Source organism: Zeaxanthinibacter sp. PT1 (assembly GCF_028464225.1).
Taxonomy (GTDB): domain Bacteria; phylum Bacteroidota; class Bacteroidia; order Flavobacteriales; family Flavobacteriaceae; genus Zeaxanthinibacter.
The window spans coordinates 220,285-239,678 of record NZ_JAQPCN010000003.1; the positions used below are offsets into that span (position 1 = coordinate 220,285).

At 45.1% G+C, this 19,394-nt stretch carries 17 protein-coding genes; 7 read left to right on the forward strand and 10 right to left on the reverse strand.

What is annotated here, in order from left to right:
- Positions 1-90: 90 nt before the first annotated feature.
- The 5 genes from tgt to PP178_RS10450 all read left to right on the forward strand — a co-directional run bounded on the left by tgt (position 91) and on the right by PP178_RS10450 (position 6,427).
- Positions 91-1,221, forward strand: coding sequence for a tRNA guanosine(34) transglycosylase Tgt (gene tgt / locus PP178_RS10430; RefSeq protein ID WP_272594284.1), 1,131 nt, complete (start codon positions 91-93; stop codon positions 1,219-1,221).
- On the forward strand, positions 1,221-2,297 hold the full coding sequence (locus PP178_RS10435; protein WP_272594285.1) for an LptF/LptG family permease: 1,077 nt from the start codon (positions 1,221-1,223) through the stop codon (positions 2,295-2,297). The genes tgt and PP178_RS10435 overlap by 1 nt, the downstream gene beginning before the upstream one ends.
- 112 nt (positions 2,298-2,409) lie before the next feature.
- On the forward strand, positions 2,410-3,363 hold the full coding sequence (locus tag PP178_RS10440; RefSeq protein WP_272594286.1) for an acetyl-CoA carboxylase carboxyltransferase subunit alpha: 954 nt from the start codon (positions 2,410-2,412) through the stop codon (positions 3,361-3,363).
- A gap of 168 nt (positions 3,364-3,531) precedes the next feature.
- Complete coding sequence (gene dnaB, locus PP178_RS10445; protein ID WP_272594287.1) at positions 3,532-5,085, forward strand: replicative DNA helicase; 1,554 nt, start codon at positions 3,532-3,534, stop codon at positions 5,083-5,085.
- A 97-nt stretch (positions 5,086-5,182) separates the two neighbouring features.
- Positions 5,183-6,427 carry an asparagine synthetase B gene (locus tag PP178_RS10450; RefSeq protein ID WP_272594425.1) on the forward strand — a complete coding sequence of 415 codons (1,245 nt, stop codon included), beginning with the start codon at positions 5,183-5,185 and terminating at the stop codon, positions 6,425-6,427.
- Here the strand turns inward: PP178_RS10450 and PP178_RS10455 are convergent.
- The gene (locus tag PP178_RS10455) at positions 6,424-7,224 is read right to left on the reverse strand and encodes an HAD family hydrolase (protein WP_272594288.1); all 801 of its coding nucleotides are present in this window, start codon (positions 7,222-7,224) and stop codon (positions 6,424-6,426) included. The genes PP178_RS10450 and PP178_RS10455 overlap by 4 nt on opposite strands.
- A gap of 94 nt (positions 7,225-7,318) precedes the next feature.
- Here PP178_RS10455 and PP178_RS10460 point away from each other — a divergent pair, with 94 nt between their 5' ends.
- Positions 7,319-7,744, forward strand: coding sequence for a secondary thiamine-phosphate synthase enzyme YjbQ (locus PP178_RS10460; RefSeq protein WP_272594289.1), 426 nt, complete (start codon positions 7,319-7,321; stop codon positions 7,742-7,744).
- Between the two features lie 25 nt (positions 7,745-7,769).
- Entirely contained in the window at positions 7,770-8,045 is a 276-nt protein-coding gene (locus tag PP178_RS10465) for an EF-hand domain-containing protein (RefSeq protein WP_272594290.1), read from the forward strand.
- A gap of 60 nt (positions 8,046-8,105) precedes the next feature.
- Here PP178_RS10465 and rplT read toward each other — a convergent pair whose 3' ends face one another.
- The 9 genes from rplT to PP178_RS10510 form a co-directional block, all read right to left on the reverse strand.
- On the reverse strand, positions 8,106-8,450 hold the full coding sequence (gene rplT / locus PP178_RS10470) for a 50S ribosomal protein L20 (RefSeq protein WP_272594291.1): 345 nt from the start codon (positions 8,448-8,450) through the stop codon (positions 8,106-8,108).
- A gap of 91 nt (positions 8,451-8,541) precedes the next feature.
- Complete coding sequence (gene rpmI / locus PP178_RS10475) at positions 8,542-8,739, reverse strand: 50S ribosomal protein L35 (RefSeq protein WP_133643807.1); 198 nt, start codon at positions 8,737-8,739, stop codon at positions 8,542-8,544.
- 61 nt (positions 8,740-8,800) lie between these two features.
- A complete protein-coding gene (infC, locus tag PP178_RS10480; RefSeq protein ID WP_430974719.1) occupies positions 8,801-9,355 on the reverse strand; it encodes a translation initiation factor IF-3 in 555 nt (184 codons plus the stop codon).
- 34 nt (positions 9,356-9,389) lie between these two features.
- Positions 9,390-11,333: a threonine--tRNA ligase gene (gene thrS / locus PP178_RS10485; protein WP_272594292.1), complete on the reverse strand. Its 1,944-nt coding sequence runs from the start codon at positions 11,331-11,333 to the stop codon at positions 9,390-9,392.
- Between the two features lie 104 nt (positions 11,334-11,437).
- On the reverse strand, positions 11,438-11,662 hold the full coding sequence (locus PP178_RS10490; protein ID WP_272594293.1) for a DUF6095 family protein: 225 nt from the start codon (positions 11,660-11,662) through the stop codon (positions 11,438-11,440).
- 48 nt (positions 11,663-11,710) lie between these two features.
- Positions 11,711-12,568 carry a DUF4249 family protein gene (locus PP178_RS10495; RefSeq protein ID WP_272594294.1) on the reverse strand — a complete coding sequence of 286 codons (858 nt, stop codon included), beginning with the start codon at positions 12,566-12,568 and terminating at the stop codon, positions 11,711-11,713.
- A gap of 3 nt (positions 12,569-12,571) precedes the next feature.
- Positions 12,572-14,968: a TonB-dependent receptor gene (locus PP178_RS10500; protein ID WP_272594295.1), complete on the reverse strand. Its 2,397-nt coding sequence runs from the start codon at positions 14,966-14,968 to the stop codon at positions 12,572-12,574.
- Between the two features lie 106 nt (positions 14,969-15,074).
- A complete protein-coding gene (locus tag PP178_RS10505) occupies positions 15,075-17,297 on the reverse strand; it encodes an NADP-dependent isocitrate dehydrogenase (RefSeq protein ID WP_272594296.1) in 2,223 nt (740 codons plus the stop codon).
- Between the two features lie 706 nt (positions 17,298-18,003).
- The gene (locus tag PP178_RS10510) at positions 18,004-19,332 is read right to left on the reverse strand and encodes a carboxypeptidase-like regulatory domain-containing protein (RefSeq protein WP_272594297.1); all 1,329 of its coding nucleotides are present in this window, start codon (positions 19,330-19,332) and stop codon (positions 18,004-18,006) included.
- Positions 19,333-19,394 lie beyond the last annotated feature (62 nt).

The window sequence follows — 19,394 nt, forward strand, 5'->3', positions numbered from 1 at the left end:
TATGCAAACAAGGGGATAGGCGCTAAACTTTATATAAAGGCCGGTCTTTTATGGAGGGGGATGCCTATATTTGCGACTGAAAATTACGATTTGAAATTTACTTTAGCACATACGGATCCCCAATCCAAAGCCAGGGCCGGCAGCCTGCAGACCGATCACGGTATTATTGAAACACCGATATTTATGCCGGTGGGCACTGTCGCTTCTGTCAAAGGAGTACATCAACGTGAACTTAGAGAGGAAGTTAACCCGGATATTATCCTTGCCAACACTTACCATCTATATCTGCGCCCTAAAACAGATATTCTTGAAAAGGCAGGAGGACTTCATAAATTCATGGGATGGGATCGGAATATCCTGACGGATAGTGGCGGTTACCAGGTGTATTCCCTCTCGGCGAACCGCAAGATCAAAGAAGAAGGCGTAAAGTTTAAATCGCATATAGACGGTTCTTTTCATTTCTTTACCCCTGAGAATGTGATGGAAATTCAACGGACCATCGGGGCAGACATCATCATGGCCTTTGACGAATGTACACCTTATCCTTGTGATTACCGGTACGCTAAACGTTCTATGCATATGACTCACAGGTGGCTGGATCGTTGTATTGCCCACCTGGCTAAAGTGCCGCCTAAGTACGGTTTTGACCAAACCTTTTTTCCTATCGTCCAGGGATCCACTTATAAAGACCTAAGGCTGCAGTCTGCAGAATATATTGCCAATTCCGGCTGCGAGGGGAATGCCATTGGAGGGCTTTCTGTTGGAGAACCGGCCGAAGAGATGTACGCCATGTCCGAGGTGGTCTGTAGCGTTCTTCCGGAAGATAAGCCCAGGTACCTGATGGGAGTTGGTACGCCCATCAACATCCTTGAAAATATTGCATTGGGAATAGATATGTTCGACTGTGTGATGCCCACCAGGAACGCGAGGAATGGTATGCTGTTTACCGCAGAGGGTACCATCAATATCAAGAACAAGAAATGGGAAGATGACTTCTCACCACTAGATCCTTCAGGAACAACTTTTGTGGATCGCGAATATTCCAAATCATACCTGCGGCACCTTTTTGCTGCAAACGAATACCTTGGCAAGCAGATCGCCACCATTCACAACCTCGGTTTTTATATGTGGTTGGTCCGGGAGGCGAGAAAACATATTTTAGCAGGGGATTTTGCCAGCTGGAAAAACCAGATGGTACGTAATATGGATAAGCGACTCTAGTGGGAATAATAGACTGGTACATATTAAAGCGCTATCTGGCCACCTTTGGCCTGATGCTGATGCTGTTTGTACCTATCGGGATTATGCTGAACCTGGCGGAGCAGATCGGTAAGATGATCGACAATGAAGCTCCCCTGAACGAGATCCTGATCTATTATATGAACTTTACCATATATATTGGTAGCCTGCTCTTTCCCATTTTTCTCTTCCTCTCCATTATTTTCTTTACTTCTAAATTGGCGAATAACACGGAGATCGTGGCGATCCTGAGTTCAGGGGTATCTTTCGGACGCTTTCTGAGACCTTATTTTATAGGGGCAAGTATTATCGCAATCTTAATGTTCTTTCTCGGGATGTTCATTGTGCCCAACGCCAGCGTAGGCTACAACGAGTTTAAATATAAATACCTGAAAAAGGGTAAACAGGATAGGGTTACCAGCAATATTTTCACCCAGCTGAACGAAGACGATTATATCTATGTAAGCAGCTTTGATCCGGCCCGGCAGATTGGGTATAATTTCACCTTTGAACATTTTAAGGAAGATAAATTAGATTATAAGATCACGGCAGCTAATATCCGATGGATACCCAAGGACAGTATCTACAGGCTCACCTCTTATAAGAAAAGAAAGGTAGGCGAGCAGACAGAGTTGGTCGAGACCAAGCGTCGCCTCGATACTGTTTTTAATTTCAAGATCGATGATCTTACCCCGGTTTCCTATGTTGCCGAGACCAAGAACCTCTTTGAGTTGAACAAGTTTATAGAGGTGCAAAGGCGGAAAGGAGCCTCGAATATCAATGCCTACGTGCTGGTCAAATACAAAAGGTGGGCTTTACCGGTTTCGGCATTTATCCTCACCATAATCGGTGTGGCCGTATCCTCGATCAAACGACGGGGAGGTATGGGGGTTAACCTCGCCTTTGGTATGGGGGTCGCTTTTATCTATATCTTTTTTGATAAGGTATTTGGAACGCTGGCAGAACAATCGGGCTTCTCTCCTTTACTAGCTGTCCTGATTCCCAATATTGTTTTCGGATTATTAGGTATCTACCTGCTACAGAAGGCAAAGCGATAAAAAGCTGCTCTTCAGTATCTTACAACAGAAGTAGGCTTTCCTTGATTTTTCTGTTCAATGCGGGTATAAAATTTTATATTTGTCTGCTGATAAAACTAAACTCAAGTCATTCATGGAGTATTTGGAATTTGAACTTCCTATTAAGGAGTTGGAAGAACAGTTGGAAAAATGTCAACTCATCGGAGAAGAGAGCGATGTTGATGTTACCGAGACCTGTAAGCAGATCGAAAAGAAACTGGAACAGACCAGGAAAGACATTTATAAAAATCTTTCTGCCTGGCAGCGAGTTCAGCTTTCCAGGCACCCCAACAGGCCATATACACTGGATTACATTAAAGCCATTTGTGGCGATACCTTCCTGGAGCTGCACGGAGACAGGAATGTAAAGGACGACAAAGCCATGATCGGTGGATTGGGTAAAATCGGGGACCAGAGCTATATGTTTATCGGTCAGCAAAAAGGATACAATACCAAGACCCGTCAGTACAGGAACTTTGGTATGGCCAATCCTGAAGGATACCGAAAGGCGCTCAGGCTTATGAAATCTGCCGAAAAGTTTGGACTGCCGGTAGTTTGTTTTATCGATACTCCCGGAGCCTATCCCGGTATCGAAGCCGAAGAGCGCGGTCAAGGAGAGGCCATTGCCCGGAATATCCTGGAAATGACCCGCCTGAAGGTGCCGATCATCTGCGTGATCATCGGGGAAGGAGCTTCCGGAGGTGCATTAGGCATCGGAGTAGGAGACAAGGTGCTTATGCTGGAAAATACCTGGTATTCCGTGATTTCACCGGAATCGTGTTCTTCTATCCTATGGAGAAGTTGGGAATACAAAGAGCAGGCCGCCGAGGCACTAAAGCTCACCGCTTCTGACATGAAAAAATTGAAACTCATTGACGAGATCGTTCGCGAACCCGCCGGAGGTGCTCATGCACAGCGCGAAAAGACATTTGAAATCGTCAAAAACAAGATTTCTAAGAATTACGAGCAACTTAAAAAGTTATCACCAAAAGATCTGGTCACAGCACGCATGGATAAATATGCGCAGATGGGTGTCTATAACGGTTAGTAAGTGATTTTGTCAAGCTGACGAAAATATTTTCACCTCACCCTATTTAATTTTTTAGTTATCAACACGGTACGCTGGTTTATTAACAGGCCAATTGTTAATGGACGGTTGATATCGTTAACTCTAAAATTTAAGTTAACTTAGAGTTAATTAGCTAATTTTACATTCATGGAGAACACCAACCCCATCCTTGGCCGCAAAGTCGGCAAGCCCAACGTGATTAGTTTAGAAAAGGGAAAAATACCACCTCAAGCAGTTGATTTAGAGGAGGTTGTGCTCGGTGCTATGCTGATCGATAAGAAGGGTGTGGATGAAGTTATTGATATTCTCCATCCGGAAGTTTTCTATAAAGATGCGCACAGGCATATCTACGAAGCCATCTTTAAATTGTTCGAATCTTCGGAACCGGTGGATTTATTAACGGTTTCCGCCCAATTGAAGAAAGACGGCAACCTGGAAATAGCCGGCGGTGATTTTTACCTCATTAAACTCACGCAGAAAGTAGCCTCATCGGCTCATATCGAGTTCCATGCGAGGATTATTCTTCAGAAATATATACAACGTAGCCTGATCAAGATTTCAAACGAGATCATTGAAGAGGCATATGACGATGCCACGGATGTCTTTGATCTCCTGGATACGGCCGAATCAAAATTGTACGATGTTACCCAGGGTAATCTGAAGAGATCTGCAGAGACAGCTCAGAACTTGGTTATCCAGGCCAAGAAAAAGATCGAAGAGATTTCTAACAAGGATGGGCTCAGCGGTATTCCTTCAGGTTTTGATAAACTCGATAAACTTACCTCCGGATGGCAGCCCAGTGACCTGATTATCGTAGCGGCAAGGCCAGGTATGGGTAAAACGGCCCTGACCCTTTCCATGGCCCGGAATATCGCTGTGAATGCTAATACCCCGGTTGCCTTTTTCTCCTTAGAGATGTCCTCGGTGCAGCTGATCACTCGTCTGATCTCCTCGGAAACCGGGCTCTCTTCAGAAAAGCTTAGAACCGGCCGGTTGGAAAAACATGAATGGGAGCAGTTGAATGTTAAGGTGAAAGCGCTGGAAAGTGCCCCCTTATTTATAGACGATACGCCCTCCCTCTCTATTTTTGACCTCAGGGCTAAAGCGAGACGATTGGCATCGCAACATAAAATTCGCCTGATTGTAATCGATTACTTGCAGTTGATGACCGCAGGAGGAACTCAGAAAGGCGGGAACAGGGAGCAGGAGATCTCTACCATCTCCAGGAACTTAAAAGCGCTTGCAAAAGAATTGAATGTACCGGTCATTGCCCTTTCGCAGCTTTCGCGTGCGGTAGAAACACGGGGAGGAAGTAAACGTCCTATACTTTCTGACCTCAGGGAATCCGGGGCTATTGAGCAGGATGCGGATATCGTGTCTTTTATCTACAGGCCGGAATACTACAAGATCGATGAGTGGGACGACGAAGAACGCACGCCTACCCAAGGCCAGGCAGAATTCATCGTGGCTAAGCACAGGAATGGTGGTTTAGAGAATATTAGGTTAAAGTTCATTGGGCAATTAGGTAAATTTGATAACTTGGATGACTTTGATACGCCGTTCGAGTTTCAATCCAAAATGAATGCTGATGGCGATAATCCGTTCGCTACACGTAAACTGCCCAATGCTGACGAGGCTTTTGGTAGTTCTATGAACCAGCCGCCTGATCTTGATCCAGATGATAATGATGTCCCCTTCTGATATACGGAACACCAATAAACACACCCCCTTGCTGTTGGGTACCAACAGTAATTTTCTCTCAACACCTACGGTAAAGCACTATACGGCGCTACTTTGTATGTTTCTTTTTTTGCTGACTGCAATTAAGGCTTCTGCTTCTGTGATCTTAATACCGATGGACGCAGATGCGCAAAAGGATCATCTCAAGGCTTATGGGATAACCTACTGGGTGCTGACAAAGCAGCAGAAGGTTCAGTGGTTGCTCAATTACAGGGGAGGATCCTTCCTATTGCCCGATGGGGAACGTATCCGAAAAGAATGCCAGATTCGCGGAGTTTCTTTTGAAATTCTTTCTGATGACAAAGCGCAGGCAATTTTGGACGGGATCAGTAGTCCGGCCGTAAACCAGGAAGCGGTAATCCTTGAAAAAGCTCCTAAGATCGCTGTGTACTCTCCTAAGGATAATCAACCCTGGGATGACGCGGTTACCATGGCCTTGACCTATGCAGAAATCCCTTATGTAACCATCTATGATGAAGAGGTCCTTGGCGATAAACTGGTTTTATATGACTGGCTTCACCTGCACCACGAGGATTTTACAGGACAGTATGGAAAATTTTATGGCGCCTATCGGGCTACCCCTTGGTATATTGAAGGTAAAAAACAGGCAGAAAACCTGGCCAACAAGCTTGGTTATTCCAAGGTGTCCCAGGAAAAACTGGCGGTTGCACTAAAGATCAGGAACTATGTCATAGGGGGCGGGTTTATGTTTGCCATGTGTTCTGCCACGGACAGCTTTGATATCGCCCTGGCTTCAGAGGGTGTGGACATTTGTGAACCTATGTTTGACGGGGATCCGTCAGATCCCAGTTACCAGAAAAAAATAGACTACAGCAAAACCTTTGCCTTTACGGATTTCATTTTGGAGCGCAACCCCCTGAGATACGAATTCTCATCTATAGATATGACTTCCCAACGACAGCAGGTGCCCAAAGAATCGGATTATTTTTCGCTGATGGATTTCTCCGCCAAATGGGACCCGGTGCCTACAATGCTCTGTCAGAATCACACCTCCCTGGTCAAAGGATTTATGGGGCAAACCACTGCATTTGCCAGAGAGCAGGTTAAGCCTACGGTCCTGGTCCTGGGAGAGAACCGTATTAATGGAGAAGCCAGGTACATTCACGGGATCAAGGGAAAAGGATTTTTCACATTCTACGGGGGGCATGATCCGGAAGACTACCAGCACAGGGTAGGGGATCCTAAAACGGCGCTCGAATTACACCCAAACTCCCCGGGTTACCGCCTGATTCTTAACAACGTCTTATTTCCTGCAGCGCGGAAAAAGAAACAGAAAACTTAATAGTTCTCCAGCATTTTTTGCAGGATGTGTTCCACCCCGCCTTCATCATTGGTGAGAGTCTTGTAATTTGCCGCGCTCAATACGTTGGGATGAGCATTAGCCATGGCAACACTATAGGTAGCTAGTGATAACATCTCCAGGTCATTGTTGTAATCTCCAAAAACCAGCGTTTCTTCAGGGCTTATCCCATAGTTGTCCTGGATCTTTTTAAGTGCATAACCCTTGTTGGCGTTGGGATGAGAGAGATCTACCCAGTGCTCACCGGATACTTTCACCTGTAGTTCCGACTCAAAGGACTGTACCGCGGGATAAATATATTGCTCGGAGTTAATCTCGTGATAGACCGCGATCTTCAGGATTTCCTCGTCAAATTCGTAGAGATCGGATACCACCTGGTAAGAGGTATAGTATTCCTGTAGTTTTGATTGAAAGTCCCTGGATCTTTCGCTGATGTAGGCGCTGCCTTTACAGCATAGGATAGGATGCGCATCGGGTACGGCAGACAATTCTCTCAGAACCTCGTTTTTCTTCCCTCCCGGAAGAGGGGTGGATACCAGTTCTTTTCCCTGCTGAACAGCAAAACCGCCATTCTCTGCAATAATGATGATCTCATCGCGGATCGGGGCTAGTTTTTCTGCAATACTACCAAACTGCCTGCCGCTGGCGGCTACGAAGAGAATATTATTATTGCGGAGTTGTTTATAGAGATCGAAGAATAAAGGGCTCACCTGGTGCTTAGAATTTAGCAGGGTGCCATCCATATCTGTGACGACTAATTTTATGCGGGATAAATCCATGTTTTGTATCTTCAGCTTACAAAGGTATTTTTTAAGAATTTAAAATAAGGATGTAAAAGTGAAAGTTTTACCCTCAGATACACCCGCCACGGCGATGAAAATTTATCAGAAATCTATAAGGCTGCCTCCTTTTCCAAGGGGGTTCCACCTGGTGACAGACAGGATTGTTTCTCAATTCCCGGAAATACATGAAATTAAGACCGGGCTGTTGCATGTTTTTATTCAGCATACCTCGGCAAGTCTCACTATTAACGAGAATGCAGATCCAACGGTCAGGGCAGACTTTGAGAGTCATATGAACCAAATGGTTCCGGAAAATGCACCCTATTACCAGCATACGATAGAAGGTCCGGATGATATGCCGGCACATATTAAATCATCCTTGATGGGAGCTTCTTTACAAATACCACTAACCAACGGCAGGCTGAATCTGGGAACATGGCAGGGGATTTATCTCTGTGAACACAGGGACCACGTAAGTGGCAGGCGTTTGGTGCTCACCGCATATGGCAGCAGCTAATGAAGAAATAAAAACATTATAATAAATGGCATCTAAAGAAGACATACTGAACAAGATACAGATCCTGATCACTCATCATTTTGCAACACCGGAAGAGGCTTATCGTTACTTTGATAAGGATTCCGACGGAAAACTGAAAAGGGATGAGATCATAGAATTGTTGAAGAAGGCAGAGATCAACGGTTTTATACGTGGTATCGTGGCTAATAAATTAATACAGGGATACGATCGGTCCGGGGACGAATACGTTGATTGGGAGGAATTCAAAGCGGCTATCTCCAAAATTACTGAGGAAAGCTGAAATTATGGCATAAAAAAAACCCTGGTGGTTACCAGGGTTCTAAGCGAGATAAGATTCGTTTTATTTTACCTTTTCTACAATAGCTTTAAAAGCTTCTGGGTGATTCATGGCCAGGTCGGCAAGTACCTTACGGTTCAGGTCGATATTATTGGCTTTCATTTTCCCCATAAATTGTGAATAGGACAGTCCGTGCATCCTGGCACCTGCATTGATACGGGTGATCCAAAGGGCGCGGAAATTTCTTTTCTTATTCCTACGGTCCCTGTATGCATACTGCATTGCCTTTTCTACTGCGTTTTTCGCAACGGTCCAGACATTTTTACGACGACCAAAGTATCCTTTGGCCTCTTTCATTATTTTTTTTCTACGTGCTCTTGAAGCAACTGAATTTACTGATCTTGGCATTTCTTTTTGTTTTTTGTAGCAGGCGATCTGTCGTTATTCGCAGATACTTTATGGCCCAACTCCATGGTTAATACAATTCCCTTTGTGGCAATTACTTTAAACGTAATTGTTCCATGATACTGTTCTCATCGGCTTTGTGTACCAATGTATCATGGGTCAGCTTAAGCTTACGCTTCTTAGATTTTTTTGTAAGAATGTGGCTCTTGTAAGCGTGCTTCCTCTTTATTTTACCGGTACCGGTCAGCTTAAAACGCTTTTTGGCACTGGACTTTGTCTTCATTTTAGGCATTAGCTTCCTATTTGTTATTAATTATCTCGCTTATTATTATCAGTTGCGACACTGCGCAATTTTATTTCTTTGTCTTAGGCGCCAGGAACATTGTCATCCTTTTTCCTTCTAACTTGGGCATCTGTTCTACTTTTCCAAAGTCTTCCAATTCAGAGGCCAGTCTCAGAAGCAGGATCTCTCCCTGGTCCTTGTACACGATAGATCGTCCTTTGAAAAACACATAAGCTTTTAGCTTTGCACCTTCTTTAAGGAATTTTTCTGCGTGCTTCTTTTTAAATTCGTAATCGTGGTCATCCGTCTGGGGTCCAAACCGGATTTCCTTTACTACCACTTTCGTGGCTTTAGCTTTCATAGCCTTTTCCCTCTTCTTTTGTTCGTAGAGGTACTTTTTATAGTCGATGATTTTACAAACCGGTGGATCGGCATTAGGCGATATTTCCACCAGATCAAGTCCTTGTTCCGCGGCAAAGGAAAGCGCTTCCCTGATCGGGTATACGCCCATTTCCACGTTGTCTCCCACCAATCTCACCTTGGGCGACGAAATCTTCTCATTGATCTTATGGGGATTCTTATTTTCCCTTCTAGGTTGGGGCTTAAATCTTCTTCTAATTGCTATGGCTACTACTTTTTAATTCGACTTATTTTAACTTTTATTTGAATGACTTTAAGGTACTACTTATTTCCTTTTCGACCAAGTCTACAAATTGTTTCACAGAAATCTTACCCAGATCTTCACCACCATGACGGCGGACAGAGATCATTGATTCAGACTCTTCTTGCTCACCAACGATCAGCATAAACGGGATTTTATTCATCTCGGCGTCCCGGATTTTCTTCCCTACCGTCTCGTTTCGATGGTCTGCAAGGGCGCGAATTTCGTGATTTTCCAGTGAATTTAAAACTTTTTCGGCATATTTTTCGTGTTTCTCACTGACGGGCAAGATTATAGCCTGTTCCGGGATAAGCCATAATGGGAAATTTCCACCCGTATGTTCCAGTAACAAGGCTACAAACCGCTCCATACTTCCAAATGGGGCCCGGTGGATCATTACGGGACGATGGGTTTCATTGTCACTTCCCTTGTAAGTCAGGTCAAACCGCTCAGGCAGGTTGTAATCTACCTGTATGGTCCCTAATTGCCATTGTCTTCCCAGTGCATCTTTGACCATAAAATCAAGTTTAGGTCCGTAAAATGCGGCTTCCCCTTCCTCGATCTTAAAATTCAGGCCTTTTTCCTGGGCGGCATTAATAATGGCCTGTTCTGCTTTTTCCCAATTCTCGACAGAGCCGATATATTTCTCGGGTTTCTCTGGGTCCCTCAGGGACACCTGTGCGGTGAAATTATCAAAACCAAGAGAATTAAGTACGTACAGAGACAGGTCTATTACGTCTTTGAACTCCTGGTCTAGTTGGTCGGGGGTACAGAAAATATGGGCATCATCCTGGGTGAATCCCCGTACACGTGTTAACCCGTGAAGTTCACCGCTCTGTTCATAACGATACACGGTGCCGAATTCGGCATAACGTTTCGGGAGATCACGATAACTGAAAGACCTTGAGTTGTAGATCTCGCAGTGGTGGGGGCAGTTCATTGGCTTCAGCAAAAATTCCTCATCTTCTTTCGGAGTATGGATCGGCTGAAAACTGTCTTCCCCGTATTTAGCGTAATGCCCGGAGGTGACATACAGTTCCTTCTGTCCGATATGGGGGGTGACCACCATCTCGTAGCCCGCTTGTTTCTGGGCTTTTTTCAGGAATTGTTCCAGGCGCTCCCTAAGTGCAGCACCCTTGGGTAGCCACAGCGGTAATCCCTGTCCAACTTTTTGCGAGAAGGTGAATAGGTCAAGTTCTTTACCCAGCTTCCTGTGATCTCTCTTCTTAGCTTCCTCCAGCAATGCGAGGTATTCTGTAAGCTCTTTTTGTTTCGGGAAAGAAATTCCGTAAACCCTGGTGAGCTGGGGATTATTCTCATCACCCCTCCAGTATGCCCCGGCTACATTCAGGATCTTTATCGCCTTGATGACCCCGGTATTCGGGATATGTCCTCCACGGCACAGATCTGTGAAAGTATCGTGGTCACAGAAGGTAATGCTTCCGTCTTCCAGGTTCTCTATAAGCTCTGTCTTGTATTCGTTCTGCTGCTCCTCGTAATAAGCGAGTGCTTCCTGCTTGCTGACGGCGCGCATGCTAAAATCGTGCTTGCCGCGGGCAATCTCCAATGCCTTTTTCTCAATGGCCGGGAAATCCTTTTCAGAGATGGAATGCTCTCCGAAATCTACGTCGTAGTAAAAACCGTTTTCAATGGCAGGTCCAATGGTCAGTTTAATGCCGGGGTACAGCTCTTCCAGCGCCTGCGCGACAACGTGGGAAGAAGAATGCCAGAATGCTTTCTTTCCTTCATCATCATTCCAGGTGTGCAATACCAGTTTGCCGTCCTCTTCCAGGGAAGAAACCGTCTCTACCTTGGTCCCGTTAAAGGTTGCAGAGATAACATTCCTGGCCAGCCCTTCACTGATGCTCCTGGCCACATCCATAGGGGTTGCCCCCTGTTCAAACTCTTTTACGGAATTATCCGGTAAGGTTATTTTGATCATTCCCATCGCTCATTTTTGTAAGGGAGCAAAGATAGCATCTTGCATTGATGCAGGCAATTAATGAGAAAGTATTTTAGAGGGCCTGTACCTTAGCCTGAAGTGAATTATTTTTTATTAAAAAAAGCATTGACGACTGTACGTATACTGTAGAATCCCATGCCCACAGCAGCCAGGGCAACGATAAAACCAAAAATGAGTACATAAAGGTAGAGGGGATGTCCCTCGTTCTTAAAAGCTTGGTAGATAATTACCGGGGCAATAAACATCAGTAAGGCTGTGATGCCCAGGTATTTGACTCCCTTAATCAATAAATCTCTGTCTGTTCTCATAAGCCCGGGCAGTTTTATTGCAAAAATACCGATTTAGAGGTTAATTTCTTATTGTATGGTCAGGGTATCCCGGAATTCCTGGCAGACGGCAAAATACCCCAGGGCAAAATTATCGGGATCGCCCACATTGTCAAAATTCTCAATATTATCAATTCCGGTAGCATTGATGATATTGCCCCGCACCGTCGCAGCCGGGGTCTGGAAGGGACCGGCGGTATCGCTGCCGCTCTGTACGATCAGCTGGTTCATGTAGTTATAGAATGGTTCATCAACACCCAGCAATCCTATTTCAATTTCTTTTCCTGGTTCAAAAGTCTGGTCGTAGAAATAGGAGAACACAAATTGTTGTCCCTGGTAGAACTCATCCTCGGTCACCAGGTATTCATCAGAACCAAGGTCAAATAAATAAAAGTCGTTTCTTTCAGCGGAATCCGTAAACGAAATAATCACTTCGGTCTCATCTCCTTCAAAAAGGCTGGCATCCCCTTGCTCCAGGGAATCGATCGGAACTCCCGGTACATACTGGGTACTCGCAATATACAATTCCCCCTGGAAATCGACCTGCAGGATGAGCCTGCCCGTAAGAAAGAATTCTGTATTCTTACTGGCTTCATAAACCCCTGGTTCTGTCTGAAGCAGGATGATAGAATTGGGGTTCTCGAAAGAGGTTTCCATGTCGATGTTGGTGATGGTCATCTGCTCAACGGCCGTAGCCGGGGTCTCCCCGAAGAATGAATCGGTAAGGTTAACCTTGACACTTATATTTTGTACGGGCTCTGAAGTATTGATCCGGAGCAAGGCATCTACGATTAGTCGTGGGGCTCCAACCGGGGTATCGATCTCTACAACCTCCTCACAACTGAAAAAGAACAGGTTGATAAATACTAAAGTGATGATCCTTTTCATAACTTAAAACTTAAAATTGTAAGTAACTGCAGGCACGATCCCGAATATAGAGGTGCGTATAGCTTCATTGGCTCCGGTGTCCTGGTTTCGCCTGAAGTTAATAGATGCAGCATTCATCCGGTTATATACGTTGTAAACACTGAAAACCCATTCGGTCTGCAATTTCCTGTTGCGGTTTTTTTTGGGAATCAGTGTTGCTGAAATATCCAGCCTGTGGTAGTCGGGCAGTCTTTCCGTATTACGCAGTCCGTAATAGGGCACCGTGAGTCCCTGGAAACCAAATTGCCCAACAGGGTAGTTGGTAGGCTGCCCAGTCTGGTAAATAAAATTACTGTTCAGGCTCCACTTCTCATTGATGTCATAACTTCCGTATAAGGCAATATCATGGGTCTTATCATAAGGCGTATTATACCATTCTCCGAAATTAATCCCGGTTTCCTGGTTAGACCTTCCATTATCATTTACCGGGGAACGGCCCGGTGTTCGCTGCTCCGATTTGGACAAGGTATACGCCAGCCACCCCTGTAAATTGCCTTCGTTTTTTCTCAGTAACAATTCTAATCCATATGCCCTGGCCTGGCCGTTCAGGATCACTTGTTCTATAGCGTTGTTGGCGATCAGGTTGGCTCCGTCTATATAATCTATCCTGTTCTGCACTTCCTTATAGAAAACTTCGGTCTCAAGGGTATACCGGTTATCCCGGATTTCCTTAAAGTATCCCAAGGCATACTGGTCCAGTAACTGGGGTTTTACAAAAGGACCACTGGGGGTCCAGACATCGAGCGGGGTAGGGGAGCTGGTGTTAGAGAGCAGATGAAGGTACTGGGAAAGCCTGGTATAACTCCCCTTTAGCGCATTGCGCTCATCCGGAGTCCAGGAAAGGGAGATACGGGGTTCCAGATTAGTGAAATCTGCCAGTGTGGTACTTCGCCCGGGATTTGTAATTTCTATGGGGTCTGCTTCCTGGTAGATGAGCAAGAAAGGATCAAAGGTAACGGGGCGGTTGTCCTGGTAACGGTTAAGTTCGTCCTGGCCCAGGCGAATAAAATGACTTAGCCTTAGGCCATACTGCATGCTGAAGCTACGGGACAATTTGTGCTCCACATCCACATAAACTGCGGTTTCATTGGCGTATTTCTGGATCAACTGCTCTTTAAGAATACCCGAATCTTCCCGGTTGGGTTCAATTTCCCCCGGATTAAAACGGTAGTAGGTATTCTGAAGGCCAAAATTCACTTGTAAAGCATCGGTCAGGTAGTGTTTAAAATCGTATTTCAGGTTAAAATTCTGTATCCCGGAATTCCATCGGAAACCGACAAAATCGAGTTCAAGCCCATAGTAATAATCCGAATAGATCAGGGAAAGATTGGAGAAAAGTCGGTCAGAGAAAATATGGTTCCAGCGAAAATTGAAAACGCTGTTGCCGTAAGTGTTATTAAAAACATTGGCGACACTAAAAACATCCCTGCCAAAGTAGCCGGATAAAAACAGGTTATTTCGATTATTGAGACGGTAGTTCAGTTTGGTATTCAGATCGTAGAAATAGGCCTTGTTCTGTATATCGAACAACGGAAGGAACAGGTGTGCATAGGATGCCCGGCCTCCTACAAGGAAAGCTGCAGTGTCTTTCTTGATGGGCCCCTCGGCTAACAGCCGGCTGGCAACCAGCCCTATGCCACCGTTCATTTTAAATTCCTTGCTGTTTCCTTCTTTCTGGAAGATCTCCAGTACCGAGGAAACCCTGCCTCCGTAGCGGGCGGGAATACCGCCCTTATACAGTTTGATATCCTTAATGGCATCGGGGTTGAACACTGAAAAGAACCCGAACAAATGGGACGAATTAAAGATGGTGGCCTCGTCTAACAGGATCAGGTTCTGGTCTGCTGCACCACCGCGAACATTGAACCCTGAGGATCCTTCACCGGCATTGGTTACCCCCGGCAGTAACACCAGCGATTTAAGCACATCTGCTTCACCGAGAACTACAGGTACTTTTTTTATGGTTTGCGCCGATAATGCATTTACGCTCATTTGGGGTTTGGTGATATCTGTTCTTTCGGCATCTTCGGTCAGGATCACTTCCTGTAACTCCTCTGTCTGTTCGAACATCCGAAAGTTTCGCTGTATGTTACGATTAAACTGTAGTGTCTCCCTGATCTCGCTAAAGCCCAGGTAGGTAATACGGATCTCGTAATTCCCTTCGGGCAGGGTGAGGGAATAGAACCCATATTCATTGGTAACTGCCCCTGTTCCCAATTCGGGAACAACCACACTAACCCCTATTAAGGTTTCATTGCTGTTTGCTTCTGTAATAGTGCCGCTGAGGGTATATCGCTGTTGCGCATACAGGGAATTCATGACCAGCAGTATGCCTAACAGGGAATAGAAGGTCTTATGCATTCGCAATTTTTATCTAAAAATAGGGAGAATAAACGGATTTGAATCCCCTGATAAAATAAACAACCCCACGCATTGGTGGGGTTGTAGGTATATTAAGAATATTCGCTTACTTTAATTTAGCAAGGATATCGTTCAGTGTTTCACTGGGGCGCATCGCCTGGGAAGCTTTTTCCGGATCCGGCATATAATAGCCGCCAATATCCTGGGGTTTACCCTGTGCGGCAGCCAGTTCGCCTATGATCGTATCGGTCTTTTCGCTCATTGCTGATGCGATTTCCTTATACATTTCTTTAAGCGCAGGGTGGTTATCCTGGGCGGCAATAGCCTCTGCCCAGTACCTGGCCAGGAAGAAATGACTTCCCCGGGTATCCAATTCGCCCACTTTTCGTGAGGGCGACTTATCATTGTCCAGGAATTTCTCCGTAGCATCGTCAAGGGCCTCAGCCAGCGTTTTAGCCGCCGGGTTGTCATATTTGTCCCCGTAAAAGGCCAGGGAAACCGCCAAGGCAAGAAATTCTCCAAGAGAGTCCCACCTCAGATGTCCTTCTTCCAGGAATTGCTCTACGTGTTTTGGAGCAGATCCCCCTGCACCGGTCTCAAATAAACCTCCACCGTTCATCAAAGGAACAATAGATAGCATTTTTGCGCTGGTTCCTACTTCCAGGATAGGGAAAAGATCGGTCAGGTAATCACGCAGTACATTTCCGGTAACGGATATAGTGTCCTTTCCTTCCTTCATTCGCTTCAGGGTGAATTCTGAGGCTTCTACCGGAGAAAGGATCTGTATATCTAAGCCTTTTGTATCCATGGCAGGAAGGTATTGCTTTATCTTGGCGATCAGTTGTGCATCGTGGGCACGTTCCTTATCCAGCCAGAAAATAGCTGGTACTTTAGTAGCCCGGGCACGTTGTACCGCTAACTTGATCCAATCTTCCACCGGGGCATCCTTAGTCTGGCACATTCTCCAGATATCCCCTTCAGAAACTTTATGTTCTAATAGCGTAGTATTGTCGTCTGTACGGACTACCCTTACCGTACCCTGTGTTGGGATCTCAAAAGTTTTATCATGGGATCCGTACTCCTCTGCTTTCTGTGCCATCAGGCCTACATTAGGTACTGTACCCATAGTGGTAGGATCAAATGCCCCGTGTTCCTTGCAAAACTCTATGGTAGCCTGGTAGACACCTGCATAGCTGCTATCGGGAATCACGGCTTTTGTATCCTGTGTATTACCTGCTGCATTCCACATTTGACCGGAATTCCTGATCATGGCGGGCATAGAGGCATCGATGATCACGTCACTGGGGACATGAAGGTTGGTTATACCTTTATCAGAATTTACCATGGCCAGGTCAGGGCCCTGTTGCATAGCTTGTTCAAGATCTTTCTCAATAGCAGTGCGTTCTGCTTCCGGAAGGGATTGAATCTGGTTGTGCAGGCTTTCCAGTCCGTCATTGGCGCTCACGCCAATTTTTTGAAAGGTATCTTCGTGTTTTTTAAAGACATCTGAGAAATATTCTTCTACGACGTGCCCAAAGATGATGGGGTCAGAGACCTTCATCATGGTAGCCTTAAGGTGAACAGAAAACAGTATATCTTTTGCTTTAGCATCCTTGATCTCGCGGTCCAGGAATTCGATCAAAGCTTTCTTTTCCATTACCGTGGCATCGATGATCTCCTTGGCCAGTAAATTTACCTTCTCTTTCAGAACTTTTACCGTTCCGTCTTGCTGTACCAGTTCTATGCGAACGTCACCGGCATCAGCAACGGTAACCGATTTCTCGTTAGACCGGAAATCGCCTTTACTCATCGTAGCCACATGAGTTTTGGAATCTTTGCTCCAGGCACCCATGGAGTGCGGATTTTTTTTGGCGTAATTCTTTACGGGTTTTGGTGCTCTCCGGTCAGAATTTCCTTCCCTTAGTACAGGATTCACTGCACTTCCTTTGATCTTGTCGTAGGTAGATTTAATTTCCTTTTCCTCTGTGGTGCCTGGCTCATCCGGGTAGTCCGGAAGCGCATACCCTTTTGATTGCAGTTCTGCAATGGCTTCTTTAAGCTGGGGAATGGAGGCACTAATATTGGGAAGTTTAATGATATTGGCTTCTGGAGTTGTAGCTAATTTTCCCAGCATGGCCAGGTCATCTGTATGCCTTTGAGACTCCTTCAGCCGATCGGGAAACGCGGATAGGATCCTGGCGGCCAGGGAAATATCCCTGGTCTCTATATGAACTCCGGCAGTCTTACCGAACGCTCTTACGATGGGGAGTAATGAATGGGTTGCGAGGGCTGGAGCCTCGTCAGTCTTGGTATAAATAATACTCGGCATATATTCGTCTAGTTTTCATTTAAGCGTGGCAAATATACAATTTTAAATGGCTCTGTTCATGGAGGAAACGGGGAGAGGAGGCTATATTCTGAAGTTGAAAGAAATTCTCCGGTCCATGGTCTTCGTACAGATGCCTGAAAAAACAAAAGCCATATCATTGTAACAAGTACATTGACATGGCTTTTTAGAATCGATCTGCAAACGTCTAGTCCTGTACTCTTGGTACAGTCCGCAACCATTGATTGCATTTGCCTGATCTCATCCACGTTCGAAACATCGTTTTTTCTTAATCGAAATTAAGATTGACTGAATGTTTCTTTTCGTTGTATTAGTTCTTTTATTTTAAATATAAAATCGCAATCCTATACTTAATATACAAGTTCCCACATGTTAACGAAAAGCGACAGCCTCCCGTTAGATGCTCATCCTATACCGCCGCCTAATAATTGCTTATTTGGTTTTGGTTAACGGATTATACAACAATACAAAGAACGTTGACTTCGTAATGGTTTTTGAAATTCCATGGACTGGATATTCCCGAAAACCATAAATTAAAAATACAACAATTTCTATCCCTGTGCAAGTTTTCTAAGCAATTTAAAATCAACAGTTTATGAACTTAATTTATCAACAATTGTTCATAAGCTTCGAATCGTCATATTTTCCTAGTATGTTGATAATCAGTACTGTTTGATGGGCGGATTTATTAACGTGTATCCGTGCCTGTCGGGGATTCACGCTTTAGTTGGCGCTGTATTTTGCGAATGGCAGATTCAATGGATTTTTCCGGTTCAATAATGTTGTATTCTCCCCAGAAATCGGGATCAGAGAAACCGCTGGCTTCATCGGCCAGGATTACGGATGGTCTCAGCCTTTCACGGGCTTTAGGCAGTTCTCCCCCTGTGTTGACGACCCAATCGGTTACGGCCATCTCGCAGGTGAGACTGTAAACCGAATTAAATAATTTGCGATCCCAGTCGATCTTAAATTCGAGAAAAACATTGCTATACCCATAATACCATTTTCCTCCTTTATTCATATAATCTACCCGGTAGGCAACCTGGGTGGGAAAGACATCGGCATTTTGCGGTTTTTTACGGACGAACATCCTGCTGGCTTCCCACTTATTGGTGATATTCAATGAAAAAATGGCGCTGGTCAGAACTTTCTGTTCTGCCTCTATATATAGCTTGCCTTCATACATTGGTTCGGCGATCTGTGGGCGCTGCTTAAAGTTGACCACGTACACCAGTTGGTCATTGATCCTGGTAGAGCGGTCAAAACTGAAATCGTAAAGATCTATGGACTCTTCCGTGAAGAGGTAGTCCGGGTATTTTACAATATCCACGAAAAGGGTGTTATAAGGTCCGCCTTGCAATTTTAGCACCAGGGTGTCTAATTTGCTGTAATCTGTACTCTTGCGGGCTTTATACAGTTCTACCACGTCGTTCCGGCCGGTTGTGTAGGGCGTTTTATAAATATTGACCACGGCTTCAGACAGGGAGACGTTTCTTCTTCGTCTTTTAATGGTCTCCCGGTAAAAGGCGGTCATGAGCATGGGGTCCGTAACGTAATTTACTCCCTTGTTTCTCAAGGTCTCTTTCACGAGGACCACGGCGTTACGAGGTGCGCTGATATTGACTTCCGGGAGTTCTGTTATGGCGACCTCAAGGCGAATGGTATTCTCGCCCTGCCTCAATGTAGCTAAGGGAATCACTTTAGAAGTGTAGCCCAGGAATGACACCTGAATCCTTGAATCCAAAAAGTTATTAGGCACCTTAAGTAGGAATTCTCCATCTGTATTGGTGACCGTACTGATATTGTTATCTTCCAGGCTTACACTGGCAAAAACCAGCGGTTTCCCGTTTTCTGCATCCACGACCTCACCTTTGTACTGGGTGAACGCCTGAGCAGAGGATTCCTGTCCGGATATCCCAAGGGGAAGTAAACATAAGAACAAATACAATGATCTAAGCAAGGGTAATAGATTCGCCTTCCCGTGTCTTATGGCGGACATGTCTAAAATTGTATACATGATTTTGGATGTTTGCTTCTCTAAGTTACGCATTAATGGGCTATATCGGAAGCTAATTAACA

Excerpts from the sequence above, each read along its gene's own strand:
- PP178_RS10440 (WP_272594286.1), top strand. The coding sequence starts at position 2,410 with ATGGAGTATTTGGAATTTGAACTTCCTATTAAGGAGTTGGAAGAACAG.
- dnaB (WP_272594287.1), top strand. The coding sequence starts at position 3,532 with ATGGAGAACACCAACCCCATCCTTGGCCGCAAAGTCGGCAAGCCCAAC.
- PP178_RS10450 (WP_272594425.1), top strand. The coding sequence starts at position 5,183 with ATGTTTCTTTTTTTGCTGACTGCAATTAAGGCTTCTGCTTCTGTGATC.
- PP178_RS10455 (WP_272594288.1), bottom strand. The coding sequence starts at position 7,224 with ATGGATTTATCCCGCATAAAATTAGTCGTCACAGATATGGATGGCACC.
- PP178_RS10460 (WP_272594289.1), top strand. The coding sequence starts at position 7,319 with ATGAAAATTTATCAGAAATCTATAAGGCTGCCTCCTTTTCCAAGGGGG.
- PP178_RS10465 (WP_272594290.1), top strand. The coding sequence starts at position 7,770 with ATGGCATCTAAAGAAGACATACTGAACAAGATACAGATCCTGATCACT.
- rplT (WP_272594291.1), bottom strand. The coding sequence starts at position 8,450 with ATGCCAAGATCAGTAAATTCAGTTGCTTCAAGAGCACGTAGAAAAAAA.
- rpmI (WP_133643807.1), bottom strand. The coding sequence starts at position 8,739 with ATGCCTAAAATGAAGACAAAGTCCAGTGCCAAAAAGCGTTTTAAGCTG.
- thrS (WP_272594292.1), bottom strand. The coding sequence starts at position 11,333 with ATGATCAAAATAACCTTACCGGATAATTCCGTAAAAGAGTTTGAACAG.
- PP178_RS10490 (WP_272594293.1), bottom strand. The coding sequence starts at position 11,662 with ATGAGAACAGACAGAGATTTATTGATTAAGGGAGTCAAATACCTGGGC.
- PP178_RS10495 (WP_272594294.1), bottom strand. The coding sequence starts at position 12,568 with ATGAAAAGGATCATCACTTTAGTATTTATCAACCTGTTCTTTTTCAGT.
- PP178_RS10500 (WP_272594295.1), bottom strand. The coding sequence starts at position 14,968 with ATGCATAAGACCTTCTATTCCCTGTTAGGCATACTGCTGGTCATGAAT.
- PP178_RS10505 (WP_272594296.1), bottom strand. The coding sequence starts at position 17,297 with ATGCCGAGTATTATTTATACCAAGACTGACGAGGCTCCAGCCCTCGCA.
- PP178_RS10510 (WP_272594297.1), bottom strand. The coding sequence starts at position 19,332 with ATGTATACAATTTTAGACATGTCCGCCATAAGACACGGGAAGGCGAAT.